Raw genomic sequence first — 15,499 nt, forward strand, 5'->3', positions numbered from 1 at the left:
CCAATCGACGCCACCGAACTAACGCCCAGCACCGAGGTCGCGGCCTCTGATCCGGCGCATCCCGTTGCGATCGACGCGGACTGCGAGCCGACGCCCACGATCGCAGCCGAGAGCCCTGAAGCCGCTCAGCTCCAGGGCTCTCGGCGCCGGCATCGGCTTCTCGCGGGAAGCGCCTTGGGCCTCTGCTCGGCAGCAGGCCTGGCGCTCTCGCTACTACTGCTCGCAGGGAACGCCAACTTGCCCCTGACGGGAAACGCCGCTCTGCCCGGCGCTTCCCCCTCAGGCCCCAACGCAACGCTCGCATACGGAACAGACGTCGACGGTACGGGTACTCCAGCAGTCCAGAACGCGGAGGCGGAAGGATCCTCATCGGAGAACGCCGAAAACGCCGCACCATCCGAAAGCTCGTCTTCCAACGGAGGCGCATCCGAGAACGGGCCCTCGTTGCATGATGACGAAGTCTCCGGCACAAGCAATGGCACGACAAGCGCCGACGATCCGGACGGCGCTGCGGGCGCCGATCGCCCCGGGAGCGCCCCTGCCTCGGGAGGCGCCTCGAACGCCGCAGGCGGCCAGAGCGGCAGCTCTTCCGCTCCTGCGTCGTCTTCCACGTCCTCGGATTCGTCGGGACCTTTCAACCCGTCAAATCCATCGCCTTCCCCTGCCCCGGCCTCTATCGCCGTGTCCGTCGTCGTCGACAGCTCCGCCGCCACAAGCCTGGGCTTTCCCGCCACCATGGCTTCCGCCACGCTGAAGCTGCCCGAGGGCGCCACGGCCTACGACGCCCTCGCGGCCACAGGGCTTTCCCTGGAGGGCTCATCCTCCTATGTGTCGGCCGTAAATGGCCTGGCCGAGAAGATGATGAGTGGCACCAGCGGGTGGATCTACGCCGTTAACGGCACCATGCCCATGACGGCCGCAAGCAACTACATCCTCCACGAGGGCGATGCTGTTCGCTGGGTCTACGTGAGCTAAGAGGGCAGCAAATTGCCCGAACGCACAATGGGCTTTACGGTCGTGCCAACTTTATGACAGAAGCGCAGGCGACGGCTGCACGGGCCGGGGTGCGCTACAATGGCGGCTATGGAAAACAACTTCGAAAACACCACCATCTCGCTGTATGGCACCGTGCCCGACTCCATCGTGGACGGCCCTGGCCTGCGCTACGCCGTGTTCGTGCAGGGATGCTCGCACCATTGCCCCGGCTGCCACAACCCCGAAAGCCAGCCAGCCGAGGGCGGCACCGAAACGACCCTCGCGGCTCTTCTGGCCGATATTCGTGCCAACGGCCTCGTGCACGACGTCACCCTCTCCGGCGGCGAGCCCTTCGAACAGCCGAAGGCCTGCGCAGCCCTGGCGGCCGAGCTGAAGCGCAACGGTTACGGAGTCTGGAGTTATTCCGGTTACCTCTATGAAGATCTGGCGAAACGAGCCGACAAAGCCCGCGCCGAGCGCGATCGCCGGATCGGGGCACTCGGCGGCGAGGCGCTCCACGAGAACCCTGAGGAAGCGATGGTCAGTGGGGCTCTCGCCGACATCGCCGACGACTTGGCCGTGGGAGACCTGCTGGATTCCATCGACGTGCTCGTAGATGGCCCCTTCGTGGAGTCGCGCAAGTCCCTTGAGCTGAAGTGGTGCGGCTCCTCCAACCAGCGCCTGATCGATGTGCCAGCCACCAGGCGTGCCGGCTCTGTCGTGGAATGGCAGCCCACCTCGTTCTCGCTGGAGAAGCCCTCCAACTGGTAGGCGAGCGCCTTTTGGAGCCATGACCGACAAAAGTTTTCACATTTTTGGTCACCACTTTTTTGGAAATCTTTGTCATCCGATGGGTAGCCGCACGGTGAAACGGGTGCCGACGTCTTCTTCGCTCTCCACGGACACCTCGCCGCCGTGGTAGAGAGCGGCATGCTTAACGATGGCAAGGCCCAGCCCCGTGCCGCCCAGCTCTTTGGAGCGACTTTTCTCCAAGCGATAGAAGCGCTCGAAGATTTTCTCCAGCTTGTCGGCGGGAATACCCGCGCCCGTGTCGTTCACGCGGATGACGCCCATGCGCACCGGAGCAGCCGCCTTGACCCCCTCCTCAGCATCGCCTTCGCCCGGCGCAACGCCGTGCACGAACCCCCTACCAGACGCATCCTCCGCACCGACAACGTCCTCCGCGTACACCTCCACGAACACGCGACCATTTTCGCGATTGTAGCGGATGGCGTTCTCGACCAAGTTATAGATCATCTGCTTGAGCAGGGTTTCGTTGCCCCGAATGATGACCGGTTCGGCCTTGAGGCCAACGGTCACTCCCGCATCGGCGGCCAGCTTGGTCAAGCGCCCCACCACCCGACTGGCCACCTCTTCCAGATTCACTGCCTCGGTTTCGTTGTCGCCCGGCGCCATCTCGTCGAGACGCGAAAGAATAAGCACATCGTCGATGAGCGCGCGCATGGCTTGGGACTCCTCGTAGATGAGCTGCGCGAAACGCGGCACGTCCTCAGGGGGCACCAGGCCGTTGGCCATCAGCTCCGCATAGCCGGAGATCACCTGCAGGGGCGTTTTCATCTCATGGGAGACGTTGGCCGAGAATTCGCGGCGCATCTTCTCGGCGCGAGCCAGCTCTTCGTTGCGCGCGAGGGCCGATCTCGAGCGCGCCGGCTTGTCGGCCTCTACCTCAGGAGCGGCTACCGGCACTTCAGCAGCTTCGGCCTCGCAGCCGTTGCGTGAGGCGTTGGTGGCACTCATGAGGCGCTCTTCTTCAAGCGATAGCCCACGCCGCGCACGGTGGCGACGGCTTCTTCGGAACCGGGGGCCGCTTCGGCCAGCTTGCGGCGAAGCGTCTTCACGTGCATGTCCACCGTGCGCGTCTCGCCGACGAAGCTTACGCCCCACACCTGCTCGAGCAGCTGCTCGCGGGTGAGCACGCGGCCCTTGTTCTCCATGAGCGTGCGCAGAAGGTCGAACTCCTTGCGTGTGAGGTTGACTTCCCGGCCATTCGCCACCACGGTGCGGGCGGACGGCGACAGCTTGATCGCGCCGACGGCCATAAGGTCACTGGGTTCCGCCACCTCTTCTGCGGCGCCTTGGCTCGGACGGCTCGCGCGCCGCAGCAGCGCGTTTACCCGCGAGATGAGTTCCATCATGCCGAAGGGTTTCGCCAGATAGTCGTCGGCACCGGCATCGAGCCCTACTACTTTGTCGAACTCGGTGCCCTTGGCCGTGAGCATCATGACGGGGAGGTTCTCGGTCGCTGCATTGCCGCGCAGGGCCTGCAGCAGAACGAGACCGTCGTCGCCGGGCAGCATAATGTCCAGCAGCACCGCATCGGGCGGCTCGAGCGCGCACCGCTCAACAAGACCGTCGCCATCGTGGAACGCACGCACTTCCATACCCGCTTGATGCAGCGCATAGGCAGTCAGGTCGCGGATATGCTCGTCGTCTTCCACGTAATAGATGAGCGGGGCTTTGCTCATGGGAATCCTTTCTGGAACAGGTGCGCGGTCATTGTAGCGCAACAGCCGCGCGACGCAGAGATGGGCGGCAAGGCGTCAAAGAGCCGTGGGGCCGGCCGAACAGGCAGTGCCGTCCCAGTGCCGCCCCAGCGACACCTCGGCGCAACCGGAAACCAGCGCGAAAGCGACCGACGGTGCGGGGTAGCGCCGTCGGTCGCAAGGGCGGCTTAGGCGGCCGCTGCGTCGGGGGCCAGCGGCGTCTCCAGGGTGTCCACCAGCGGGTCGCGCGGTCGACGCGGCTTCTCGGGGAGAATCGCCATGACGATCTTCACCATCACCGAGACCAGCGGTAGCCACAAAGCGGTCATGGTCACGTTGAACAGCGTGTGGGCGTTGGCGATCTGCCGGGCAATAACTTCCACCTCGGGGCCAGCCGGAGGGATGGCCGCCACCACCGAGGCGAAGGGCCCGATGAGCCACACGAACAAGAGGCAGCCCGATAGGTTGAAGATGCAGTGGGACAGGGCCACGCGCTTGGCGTCGCGGGACTGGCCGATAGCGGCGAGCAGCGCCGTGATGGTGGTGCCCAGGTTGTCGCCGAGAAGGATGGGAATGGCGCCGTCGAGGCCGATGATGCTCGCTCCATCGGCGCCCGGCGTGGAAGCGAAGTTCTGCAGCACGGCGATAGTGGCGCTGGAGCTTTGCACCACGAGCGTCATGAGGGTGCCCACCAGAACGCCGAGCACCGGCACGCCCGTCACCTGGGCAATCAGGTCGGTGAACACGGGGTTCTCGGCCAAGGGCTTCATGACAGCGCCCATGGTGTCGATGCCGAGGAACAAAAGCCCGAAGCCGAAGACGGCGGTGCCGACGTACTTCATCTGTCCCTGCTTGGCGAGCTGCATGATAAGAAAGCCCACGAGCACGATGCCGAGCACGTAATCGGACAGTTTGAAGGCGATGATCTGCGCCGTGATGGTGGTACCGATATTCGCGCCCATGATGATGGGGATGGCCTGACGCAGCCCCATGAGACCGGCAGCCACGAAACCGATGGCCATGACCGTGGTGGCGCTGGAGCTTTGCAGCACCGCCGTGGCCAGTGCACCGGCCAGAACACCGAAAAAGGGGTTCTTCGTCACGGCGGCCAGAATGGCACGCATGCGTTCGCCAGCCGCCTCCTGCAGATTGCTGCTCATGAGGTTCATGCCGTACAGGAACAGGGCCAGACCGCCGAACAGTCCCAGCCCGATTTGCAGCAGTTCTTCCACCTATGCGTCTCCTTCTCACGGCGACTCGCCCCTTGCGAGCCGCGCTCATCGGCAGGTCGCGCCCTTGCGGCCCGCGCTCGTCTCAGCAGGGAAGGAGTATGAAGCCCCATTGAGCAGCCGCCGTAAGAGCCACGTAAAATGAAAGTAAAATCGTGCGGCGCTACCGACCGTTAAGCCCAACCCTCCGTAGGGGGCGACCTTGGTCGCCCCTCTTTTGCCATGCGGGCGCAACCCACCCGCGAGGGCTGACCAAGGTCAGCCCCTACGGAAACGGGAATGCCGCTACCCAAAACGGCCAGCGACGTAATCGGCGGTGCGGGGGTCGGTGGGGGCGGAGAAGATAGTGTCGGTGTCGCCGGCTTCCACCACCTCGCCCAGCAGGAAGAACGCCGTCTTATCGGAGATACGCAGGGCCTGCAGCATGTTGTGGGTCACCATGATCACCGTGTAGCGCTCCTTCAGCTGGCCGATAAGCTCCTCAATCTTCGCCGTGGAAATGGGATCCAAAGCGCTCGTGGACTCGTCGAGCAGCAGCACCTCCGGCTGCACGGCCAGGGCGCGAGCGATGCACAGGCGCTGCTGCTGGCCGCCGGACAGGCCGAGCGCGTTCTTTTTCAGGCGATCTTTCAGCTCGTCCCAGATGGCGGCCGCGCGCAGCGACTCCTCTACGATGATGTCCAGATCGGCCTTGGCGCGCACCCCATGGCTGCGCGGGCCGAAGGCGACGTTATCGTAGATGCTCATAGGGAAGGGGTTGGGCTGCTGGAACACCATACCCACGCGTCGGCGCAGGTCGATGGCATCCAGGGTGCGGTAGGCATCGGCTCCGTCCAGAAGCACCGAGCCTTCCACGCGGCAGCCCTCCACCAGATCGTTCATGCGGTTCAGCGTCTTCAGCAGCGTGGATTTGCCGCAACCGGAGGGGCCGATGAGCGCCGTCACCTGGTTCTCCGGGAAGGTGAGGTTGATATCGCGCAGGCCTTGGAAGTCGCCGTAGAATAGGTTGAGGTGCTCGACGGCCATCTTCGCAGGAGCGGGTGCGGAAACCGGAACCGCAGCGGACGCCGAGGCGGATCCAGGGTGCGGGGCATCAGCGAGGGCCGTCGCGCTCGTCTCGTTCGCGAGTTCTTTCAAAAAGCTCGTCATTTCTTGCTCACTTCCATTTTCTGTGCCGCCACGCGCATGGCGGCGTTCAACAGAAGAACGAGGATCAGCAGCACCACCGAGGTGGCGTAGGCCTCGTTCACGTGCAGGCCCTCGCAGGCCAGGGTGTACATGTGCACGGCCAGAGTGCGGCAGGAGTCGAAGAGGGCGAAGATGCCCTGGCCGCCGAAGTCGGGGATTTGGGCCACAGTGCCGGCGGTGAACAACAGGGCCGCCACCTCGCCCACGCAACGGCCGAGGGCCAAAATGACGCCGCCCAGGATACCGGGCACCGCCGAGGGCAGCACGCAGCGGGCCACCGTGCGCAGGCGCCCGGCACCGAGGCCGAAGCCGCCCTCGCGGTAGGAATCGGGCACTGCCATGAGCGCCTCTTCGGTGGTGCGCATGATGACCGGCAGCACCATGATGGCCAGGGTGCAGGCACCGGACAGAAGCGAGAGGCCCCAGCCGCAAGCCGTCACGAAGAACAGCATGCCGAACAGGCCGTAGATGATGGAGGGAATGCCCTGCAGCGTTTCGGCGGTCACGCGCACCAGGCGCACGAAGCGGCTGCCTCGGCGGGCGTACTCCACCAGGTAGATGGCCGCGCCGACGCCTACGGGCACCGCCAGCGCCAAAGCCAGCAGCGCCATGATGACCGTCGAGGCGAGCGCCGGCAGAAGCGACACGTTCTCGGAGGTGTATTCCCACTGGAACAGATCGGGGGTAAGCGCGGGCACGCCTCGCACCAGGATGTAGCCCACCACGAACAGCAGCACGGCGGCGGTTACCGTTGCGGCGGCATAGGTGAGCCAGCGCAGCAGCACCGACACCGCGCGGCGCCGACGGGACGAGCGGGCGATGTGGGCCTCCAAGGCATCTTCCTTGGCGAAGCAAGCGGGCATCAGATTGACGGCACCCAGGGCTCCCAAGGTCGGCGAGCAGGCGACCACCGAGGGCCGCGGGCGACGCAAGCGCAGGTTGAAGCCATCGCTCATCGCGCCTCACCTCTCTTCCGAATAACGTTGAGCAGCATCGTGATCAGCAGGATGAACACGAACAGAACCACACCGGTGGCGATGAGGGCCTCGCGGTGCAAGTCGGCGGCGTAGCCCATTTCCAACACGATGTTGGCCGTCATGGTGCGCACGCCAGACAGCAGCGAGTCGGGAATGATGGGCATGTTTCCGGCCACCATGACCACGGCCATGGTCTCGCCGATGGCCCGTCCCAGCCCCAGCACGATGGCGGCCATGATGCCGGAGGCGGCCGCCGGGGCCACCACCTTGAACACGGCGTGCTCGTGATCGACGCCGAGAGCCAGGGCACCCTCGTAGTAGCGAGCGGGCACGGCGTCCAAAGCGCTTTGGGCCACGGTGATGACGGTAGGCAGGATCATAATGCCTAAGATAAGGCTGGCTGCCAGCACCGAAAGCCCCGTGCCCGGCCCGAGCAGACGCACGAAGGGCACGATGATGACCAGCCCGAAGAAGCCGTAGACCACCGATGGAATGCCGGCCAGCAGCTCCACGCCGCTGCGCAGGAAGGAGCCCGTGCGGCCGCGAGCGAACCGCGAGAGGTACAACGCCGTGAGCAGGCCGCCCGGCACGCCCACGATCATGGCACCGGCTGTCACGTACAGGCTGCCCACGATCATGGGGAAGATGCCGTAGAGGTCATTGGCCGGGCGCCACGTGGTGCCGAAGAGGAATTCCGGCAGCCCGATCTCGGCCATGGCCGGCACGCCGTTGGCCAGCAGAAACAGGCAGATCAGCGCCACGGCGGCTATGGAGAGGGCCGCGGCCGTCCCGAAGAGGGCCCGGGCAGCCCCTTCGCGTAGGACATGTGGGCGGCGCTTGGGCACGCGGGCCGCCGCAGGGACACCGGCAGCTGCGAGACCTGCGCCGGCTCCGGGCGCTCCGGCGCCCCCGGAGCCGGCGGCCGTCGATGCACTTGCTGGCGGCACGTTCAGCAGGGAGAACAGCATAGTCGATCCCGCTTAGGCGACGTCGGCCCAGCTGGTAGCCGCGCCGGTATAGATGTCGCACACCTGCTGGCTCGTCAGGTCGTTCACCGAGGAAGAAGGAGCCACGATGACCGCGATGCCATCCAGGGCGATGGCCGTGCCCTCAGCGCCGGCGCCGGTCTCGGAGTCCTTCAGGTCGCGGGAAGCCATGCCGATGTCACAGGTGCCATCGAGCGCCATGTTCACGCCCGTGGTGGAATCGGACTGCTGCACTTCCACGGTCACCTGGGGATTAGCCGACTGGAAGGCCTCGGCCAGCTTCTCCATGACCGGCGTGACCGAGGAGGATCCAGCCACAACCACCTTCCCACTGGCGCCATTGGAAGCGAAGGGGGCGGCCGCATCGTCGATGGCGATGTACTTGTTGTCGCTCACCACGGCCTGCCCCTCGGCGCTCATGATGAACGCGAGGAAGTCGGCGGCCGGCGCGGCGAGTTCGCCCTTCGTCACGATGTTGAAGGGACGCGCGATGGCATAGGAGCCGTCCTTCACGGCCGCGGCGGTGGGCGCAACGCCATCGATGGACACCGCCTTCACCGTGTCGTCCAGCGAGCCCAAGGAGATATAGCCGATGGCGTTGGGGTCGCCGGCCACCGACGTCATCATGACCGCCGTGGAGTTGGTGATGGCGGCCGCGGGAGTGGTCATGTCCACCTTGTCGCCGTTGGCGTCCTTCTGCTCGATGCCGAACAGCTCAACGAAGGCGCCGCGGGTGCCGGAGCCGTCCTCGCGGGAGTACACCGAGATGGGAGCGTTGGCGGATGCGCCGCTGCCGCCAGATGCGCTGGCCGAGTCGCCCGCTGCGGCCGTATCGCCGGCCGATGTGCCTGCGCAACCCGCAAGCGCCACTGCCAGCGCCCCGCACAGAGCCGCCGCTCCAGCGAGCACCGCCAGCCGCTGCAACCGCCGCGGCAAACGAGAAGATACCGAAGATGCTTTCATGTCGTCGTTCCTTTCAAACGCGCGGGTCGGCATCCCAGAACCACCGCCCGCAAGGGCCATTCAACTCGCGAAAGCGACCCACAAGGGAACGTCGCTTCCGTGCATTCATGATGGCCCCGCTCCGTAAAAGAACCGAGCAGCGCCCGTAAAGAGTCTCCGTCAGTTTCGAAAAGCTTTGGTAAAGCGTCAGCGCCAAACACTTGCAGCGCTTGCTTGACCGCCGTTTGGCTCGCATGGCAATGACTGCTCTGAGCAGCTGCCCTGGCAGTCTCCCGCGCGCTTCAGGCACCTTTGGCATCCCTCCGGTCATTCAGGCGCTTTTCATATGCCAGAAAGTTACTTAATCGTGCGACTCAGCACAAGAAGGCCGGAGCGCTTGGGAGGGGACGCGCTCCGGCCGGACAGAGAGGAGAAAACAGATGAAGGGTGACAGAACAACCTAAGCGACGCCAGTCAGCGCGGCTAGCTTCGCGTAGATCTCGGTATTGTCGTAGAAGCCATCGAAAACTTCGGCACCGGCGCCTAGGGCGAACACGGGCACGGTGAGACCCGAATGGGCGCAGGTAGAGAAATCGACGCCCGACTTGCGGTTGAGCAGGTGCGTGAGCGTTACGGTAAAGGGCTCGTAGGTGCCGTAGTGGACGTATTCCTCCTGGGTCATGTCCTCCTGATCGCCGGCGCCGGCGGCCACAGTTCGCTCGTAGGCCTCGCGCAGCTGCTCGTCCTCGCAGGCAGTGAGCATCAGGCTACCCGTCTCGGCCTCGGCCACTTGCGCGGCGCCCTCGTCGTAGGTGCGCGCTACCTCGTAGCCGGCATCGCGCGCCGCCTCGTACAGATCGATGCGGTTATCGCTGGCGCCCGTGGGGTTGAGCAGGCCGCCACCGGCGAAGTAGTCGAACCCGCTCGCAATAAGCTCCTGGCCAATCTCGCAATAGTTCTTGCGCGACTGCTGATGGGCGTAGAAGGCCGCCGGCGTCGCGTGGTTCAAATTCACGCTGGTGAGCACGCCTACCTTGTAGCCGAGCTGGCGCTTCAGTTTCTCGGCGATGGTCTCGAAGCGCTCGGAAGCGTCCGGCGACACGTTGATGACCCCGCTGGCCGTCTTGCGCCCAGAGGCAATGGAGGTGGCCGTGGAGGCGGAATCAGGGCAGAACGAGGTGCTATCGTAGGTGTACTGGGAACCGATGACCGGGAAGTCCATGAAGCTCACGCGCTCGATGGTCGATTCTTCCCCTCTCTGCTGGGCACCGTTGAAGTAGGCCGTCGCCTGAATCTGCGGGTAGCTCATGCCGTCGCCGATGAAGAGGAACACGTACTTCGGCACCATGGCCGCAGAGCCTCCTTGCGCCCCGCCTTCACCGGTGGCAGCCATGGCCACCGAACTTGGCTCGCCCGAGGAGCAGCCGAACAGTGCACCATGGACGCCACTCCCGCGAGGCTCGGCTCCGGTTTCATCAACCAGTATCTGCTCAGTAGCCCTTGGACATCCGCGCATCCCTTTGAGGCACAGGCCTTTTCGGCTTCTCCGCAGCGGTGTCACCCGAGATGGTGGCCAGCGAGCGCTCGTAGGCATTGAAGGCCTCCACGACGTCCCCTGCCACGAATATACCGCTCTTGCGGTTCTTCGCATTCTGCCTCAGAATTCCAGCCGCGGCGAGCTCGCCCACAGCCGTGCGGGCCGCTGGGTAGCTCTTCCCTGTGAGATCTTGGGCGGTCTTGATGCTGATGACCGGCGTTCCTAAGAGGATGTCGAGAAGCTGGGCGCCCGCCGATCCCTCGCGAAACGGCACCTTCGCGCGCCATCCCTCCCTGATAGCGAGCAACGTTTCCTCAAACGCGGAGGCGCGGGAGCAGGCCTCGCAGGTCGTCCGAGCGAAGTACTCCACCCACCCGTTCACCGCCTCGCGCCGCTTGGTCTCGTCATCGCCTTCGAAGCGGAAGGCGGCGAGATTGGCGATGTAGCGCTCGCGGTCGGTGGCCAACAGCAGCGATATCGGCGGCACGGTGACGCGCGTCGTGCCACCCTTCTTCAAAATAAGGTGAACAAGCGCCCTGCCCGCACGTCCGTTGCCGTCCGCAAAGGGGTGAATGGTCTCGAGCTGAGCATGAGCTATGGCAGCGGTGGCGATGGGAGGGAGCTCGCTGTGATTGGCGAAGGCGACGAGGTCTTCCATAAGAGCCGGCACGGCATCGGGAGAGGGGGGCACGTAGGCGGCGCCGACCGGGTTGACGCGATTGCCGCCGATCCAGTTCTGTTCGGCGCGGATGACCCCTCCCCTCTCTGCGAGACGCGTGCCGGTCAGAAGCACACGATTGAGCTCGCACACCTCCTCGACCGTGAGCGGAGAGCCCGCCACCGCCCGCGCCAGACCATCGACGAGCGTATGAAGATTGCCGAGAATCTGGGCCTCCGTACCATCAAGGCGATGATCGACGCCGAGGCGGTCGAGCTCCTCGTATTCCAAAAGTTTACCCGCCGGCATCTCAAGACCCTCGATGCGCGAGGAAGAGACGGCCTCGGCCCGCAGCATCATGCGCGCCAACGGCTCGGTATCGATGCGCGAGCCCGAAAGTTCAAGCCTCGCCAGAGCCTCCTGGGCATCCGCCACCGCGCTTGCGCAGGAGGGGCTGAGAAGAAGCTCGTAGTCGGCAAGTGCGTCGGGAAGGTACGGATGGTACGGGCCTCCCATGCGCTCGGCCTTGTTCATGCCTCCACTGTCGGGCTGCCAAAAGCAGTTGAGATAAACCCCCATGCTCGTAACCTTTCTTTTTCGTTGCAGAAAAGAAAGGTTAGTGCATTAACCTTTCTTTTTCAAGAGCGGTTTCCCTCCCTACCGCTCTCCGCCCTTCCGCAACGAATCCTTCCCGGCGAAGAGCCGGTTCTCTTTCAGCTGAGAAAATGCCAGTTGAAGGCCGGAATGGTCAATGAGCCCGGGGCGTCTCTGCCATTTTGGGCCTGAAATGGCAGAAAAATGCCAGTTGAGGGCAGGTATGGCAGACCGTCCCCAGTCGGCCTTACCAAAGCGGGGTCGAAGTGGCATTTGCGGCCGCAATACTTGCGACTATGCGAGAATGTCGGCGATCATGCGATCTTTGCAGCGATTGACAGCCGCGAGCTTCCAAGCAGGGTAGCCCATGCCTGGGTCGGTGTACTCGAAGTCTTTCAGAGCCACCAGCTTCGCGCGGATATCCGAGGTGATGAGCGCTCGGGCGATGCTGACGAACGACGCACCAATCTTCGGGCCGATCATGCTGAGGTACTCGTCGAAATCGTCATGCTCCATCATCATGGGAAGACAAGCCATGTTCTGATCGAACAGCGGCGCCATGCGCAGAATCTCGCCCGTTTCGTTATCGACCAGAAACCCGTAGTTACCCGCATGGCGATCGACGTTTGCCATAACCGCATCCATAACGATCATTTCACGGAACGATTCGTCGCCGCCGTGCGCGTCGCAGAAGGCAAGCACGTCTTCCACATCAAAAGGACCGTCAAAGAACCGATGGGCCGACACAAATCCCACCTTTTCCGAAGCAAACAGCGGGCACTTGCTCGCAAGTTTGCCGTGAAAATTCTCGATGGTATAGGGCACATGGTCGATAGACGCTGCCTGCAACACTTCTGCGGCCAGCACTTCCGAATAGGGCTCGAATCCCGCGTTGGCGTAGCCTTCGGAACCACGCTTGAGCAGCGATACCTGGTCGCCCTCGCGCACCCAGCACTTGGCGAAGGAGCCCGAGGTAGCGAACTCGGGAGACGTGGGAGAATTCTGTCGGCCGTACATGCCCGTGCCGTCGAAGGCAATGCGAGCGATAACGTCGTCGAAAGGATTGCGGTACAGCGACACGTCGTTCCAAGAGATATCCTCATCGGCGCGCTTCATCCAAAAGGTATCGGTGAGCGCAAGGCAACGCGCCATGGAGATAAAGTCGTGACGCGTGGTAAGGCCCAGTTCGCGCATGAGCCTCTCGATGGACGTGCGGTGTTTGGCGATCTGACGACCGTCGATCCAGTCGTTGATGTCTACGAAGCCATAGGGCACATAGCCATCAAGGCGCTCGATCTCGGTATACCGATAGTCATCCAGCCTTTTCTCTTCCTCGTAGGTGGCCACCACCTTGTCCTTGTTCATCAACTGATACAGCACGCCGCACCTCCTTTCCATCGCGGCCCCATTATACGACAGGCCCGTGGAGGAGCGTCCTTGCACCCTACTTGCCGAATGGCTTGAACATGACATTGAAACCCGAAACAAAAAAGGGCCGTCGCAGGGACGGCCCTCGGTGTGCTCGGGTGCTCAGAGGCGCGATGCTCTACTCGGCTGTCGGCACGTCGTGCTTCACGCGGTCGTGCTCTTCGGCGCGCTTGGCGTCGTTGAAGCGATCGAGCGTGCCTACCAGGTAGCCGGTGATGCGGCGGATGCGCTCGAAGGGCTGGTTGTGAGCGTCCTCGGTGCGACCGCACTTGGGGCAGACGTCCTCGATAATGCCGTTGTAGCCGCACACCGGGTCGCGGTCGACCGGGTGGTTGACCGAACCGTAGCCCATGCCGCAGTCCTTCATGTAGCGGATGACGCTTTCGAAGGCCTCCAGGTTATCGGACGGATCGCCGTCGAGCTCGATGTAGCTGATGTGGCCGCCGTTGGTGAGCGCGTGGTAGGGCGCTTCCAGGGCAATCTTGTCGAAGGCGGAGATGTCGAAGTACACCGGCACGTGGAAGCCGTTGGTGTAGTAGTCGCGATCGGTCACGCCGGGGATGACGCCGTAGCGCTCGCGGTCGATGCGCACGAAGCGGCCGGACAGGCCCTCGGCCGGCGTGGCGATGAGCGTGTAGTTCATGCAGCGCTCCTTCGAGATGCGGTCGCAGTAGCTGCGCATGTGGCCCACGATCTCCAGGCCAAGGCGCTGGGCCTCGGCGGACTGGCCGTGATGCTGGCCGGTGAGGGCCACCAGGCACTCGGCCAGACCGATGAAGCCGGTGGTCAGCGTGCCGTGCTTGAGCACCTCGCGCTGCTCGTCGGTGGGCGAGAGCTTTTCGGAATCGATCCACACGCCCTGGCCCATGAGGAACGGCGCGTTGTACACGTGCTTGCGAGCCTGAATCTCGAAGCGCTCGTCCAGCTGACCGGTCACGAGCTGCAGCTTGGAGTCGAGCAGGTCGAAGAACAGGTCGATGTCGCCCTTGGCGCGGATGGCCAGACGGGGCAGGTTGATGGACGTGAACGACAGGTTGCCGCGGCCGGGCGTCACCTCGCGATCGGGGTCGTACACGTTGCCCATGACGCGGGTGCGGCAGCCCATGTAGGCGATCTCGGTTTCCGGCGTACCCTTGTAGTACTGGGCGTTGAACGGGGCATCCAGGAAGGAGAAGTTCGGGAACAGGCGCTTGGCCGAGCAGTGCATGGCCAGCTTGAACAGGTCGTAGTTCGGATCCTCCGGATTGTAGTTCACGCCTTCCTTCACGCGGAAGATCTGCACGGGGAAGATGGGCGTCTCGCCGGAGCCCAGGCCCTCTTCCGTGGCCAGCAGCATGTTCTTGATGACCATGCGGCCCTCGGGAGACGTGTCCATGCCGTAGTTCACCGAGCTGAACGGCGTCTGCGCGCCGGCGCGGGAATGCATGGTGTTCAAGTTGTGCACCAGCGCCTCCATGGCCTGGAAGGTCTGGCGGTCGGTGTCGCGGGAGGCGTTCTTCTCGGCGTAGGCCACCACGCGCTCGGCCGTAGCGGCATCCACGCCGCCCTCAACGAGCCCGGCCACCACGGCGGCGCGGAACTCCGGATCCATCTCGAGGCTGGCAACCGTGCCGGTCTCGCTTTCCACACGGGCAAGCAGGCTCTCGGCAAAGGTGCGGTCGTCGGCGATGTCGGTCAGCAGGTCGACGGCCTCGGCCACGTGCTTCTTGAACAGGCGGCGGTACGTCTTGCCCACGCCCACGGCCAGGCCGTAATCGAAGTCGCACACCGACTGACCGCCATGCTGATCGTTCTGGTTCGACTGGATGGCGATGCAGGCAAGCGCGGCGTAGCTGGAGATGTCGTTGGGCTCGCGCAGCACGCCGTGACCGGTGGAGAAGCCGCCCTTGAAGAGCTTCCGCAGCTCAATCTGGCAGCAGGTGGTGGTCAGGGTGTAGAAGTCCATGTCGTGAATGTGGATATCGCCCTCGCGGTGTGCCTTGGCGTAGCGCGGGTCGATGACGCACATCTCGTAGAACTGCTTGGCAGATTCAGAGCCGTACTTCAGCATGGTACCCATGGCGGTATCGGCGTCGATGTTAGCGTTCTCGCGCTTCATGTCGGAATCGGCGGCCTTGGAGAAGGTGATGTCCTTCAGCGTTTGGATGAGGCGGGAGTTCACGTCGCGCACGCGGCTGCGCTCGGCGCGATAGAGGATGTAGGCCTTGGCGGTCTGCACGAAGCCGGACTCGATGAGGGTCTCCTCGACCAAGTCCTGCACGCCTTCCACGGTGGGCGTGCCCTCGATGGCGCCGCTCTCAAGCTTCTCGACGACGGTGGCGGCGATCTTCTCGGCGGTGTCGCGCCCCTGCATGGCCGCACAGGCCTGGAACGATTTCTCCACCGCATCAGCGATCTTTTCCGGATGGAATTCCGCCGTGCGCCCGTCGCGCTTGATGATGGTCTTGACCATAACTTCCTACATCCTTTCTTCGACGCGGC

At 64.0% G+C, this 15,499-nt stretch carries 13 protein-coding genes; 2 read left to right on the forward strand and 11 right to left on the reverse strand.

Going from position 1 to position 15,499, the window contains the following annotated elements; genetic code table 11:
* Positions 1-444 precede the first annotated feature (444 nt).
* Both ACW4QM_RS02010 and ACW4QM_RS02015 read left to right on the forward strand, forming a co-directional pair.
* Positions 445-975, forward strand: coding sequence for a DUF4430 domain-containing protein (locus ACW4QM_RS02010; RefSeq protein ID WP_451917285.1), 531 nt, complete (start codon positions 445-447; stop codon positions 973-975).
* A 99-nt stretch (positions 976-1,074) separates the two neighbouring features.
* On the forward strand, positions 1,075-1,746 hold the full coding sequence (locus ACW4QM_RS02015; RefSeq protein ID WP_451917284.1) for a 4Fe-4S cluster-binding domain-containing protein: 672 nt from the start codon (positions 1,075-1,077) through the stop codon (positions 1,744-1,746).
* A 72-nt stretch (positions 1,747-1,818) separates the two neighbouring features.
* On the opposite strand, the gene ACW4QM_RS02020 is transcribed toward ACW4QM_RS02015, so the two are convergent.
* The 11 genes from ACW4QM_RS02020 to ACW4QM_RS02070 all read right to left on the reverse strand — a co-directional run bounded on the left by ACW4QM_RS02020 (position 1,819) and on the right by ACW4QM_RS02070 (position 15,470).
* Positions 1,819-2,733 carry a sensor histidine kinase gene (locus tag ACW4QM_RS02020; RefSeq protein ID WP_418133406.1) on the reverse strand — a complete coding sequence of 305 codons (915 nt, stop codon included), beginning with the start codon at positions 2,731-2,733 and terminating at the stop codon, positions 1,819-1,821.
* Entirely contained in the window at positions 2,730-3,461 is a 732-nt protein-coding gene (locus ACW4QM_RS02025) for a response regulator transcription factor (RefSeq protein ID WP_412324309.1), read from the reverse strand. The genes ACW4QM_RS02020 and ACW4QM_RS02025 overlap by 4 nt, the downstream gene beginning before the upstream one ends.
* A 206-nt stretch (positions 3,462-3,667) precedes the next feature.
* The gene (locus tag ACW4QM_RS02030) at positions 3,668-4,711 is read right to left on the reverse strand and encodes a Na/Pi cotransporter family protein (protein ID WP_161128192.1); all 1,044 of its coding nucleotides are present in this window, start codon (positions 4,709-4,711) and stop codon (positions 3,668-3,670) included.
* Positions 4,712-4,993: 282 nt separating this feature from the next.
* Positions 4,994-5,845 (reverse strand): phosphate ABC transporter ATP-binding protein PstB, encoded by an 852-nt coding sequence (pstB, locus tag ACW4QM_RS02035; protein WP_425292714.1) that lies wholly within the window; start codon positions 5,843-5,845, stop codon positions 4,994-4,996.
* 8 nt (positions 5,846-5,853) lie between these two features.
* A complete protein-coding gene (gene pstA, locus ACW4QM_RS02040) occupies positions 5,854-6,852 on the reverse strand; it encodes a phosphate ABC transporter permease PstA (RefSeq protein ID WP_241521329.1) in 999 nt (332 codons plus the stop codon).
* Positions 6,849-7,841 (reverse strand): phosphate ABC transporter permease subunit PstC, encoded by a 993-nt coding sequence (gene pstC, locus ACW4QM_RS02045; protein WP_114548498.1) that lies wholly within the window; start codon positions 7,839-7,841, stop codon positions 6,849-6,851. The genes pstA and pstC overlap by 4 nt, the downstream gene beginning before the upstream one ends.
* 12 nt (positions 7,842-7,853) lie before the next feature.
* A complete protein-coding gene (locus ACW4QM_RS02050) occupies positions 7,854-8,822 on the reverse strand; it encodes a substrate-binding domain-containing protein (protein ID WP_114548499.1) in 969 nt (322 codons plus the stop codon).
* 439 nt (positions 8,823-9,261) lie between these two features.
* Positions 9,262-10,149, reverse strand: coding sequence for an alkaline phosphatase (locus ACW4QM_RS02055; protein WP_455798150.1), 888 nt, complete (start codon positions 10,147-10,149; stop codon positions 9,262-9,264).
* A gap of 142 nt (positions 10,150-10,291) precedes the next feature.
* Positions 10,292-11,575, reverse strand: a complete 1,284-nt coding sequence (locus ACW4QM_RS02060) for a Fic family protein (RefSeq protein WP_114548500.1) — start codon at positions 11,573-11,575, stop codon at positions 10,292-10,294.
* A 309-nt stretch (positions 11,576-11,884) separates the two neighbouring features.
* Positions 11,885-12,970, reverse strand: a complete 1,086-nt coding sequence (locus ACW4QM_RS02065) for a protein kinase family protein (protein WP_114548501.1) — start codon at positions 12,968-12,970, stop codon at positions 11,885-11,887.
* Positions 12,971-13,136: 166 nt separating this feature from the next.
* Entirely contained in the window at positions 13,137-15,470 is a 2,334-nt protein-coding gene (locus tag ACW4QM_RS02070) for an anaerobic ribonucleoside triphosphate reductase (RefSeq protein WP_455798151.1), read from the reverse strand.
* Between the last annotated feature and the right edge of the window lie 29 nt (positions 15,471-15,499).

Source organism: Adlercreutzia sp. CNCM I-6207, from assembly GCF_977072305.1.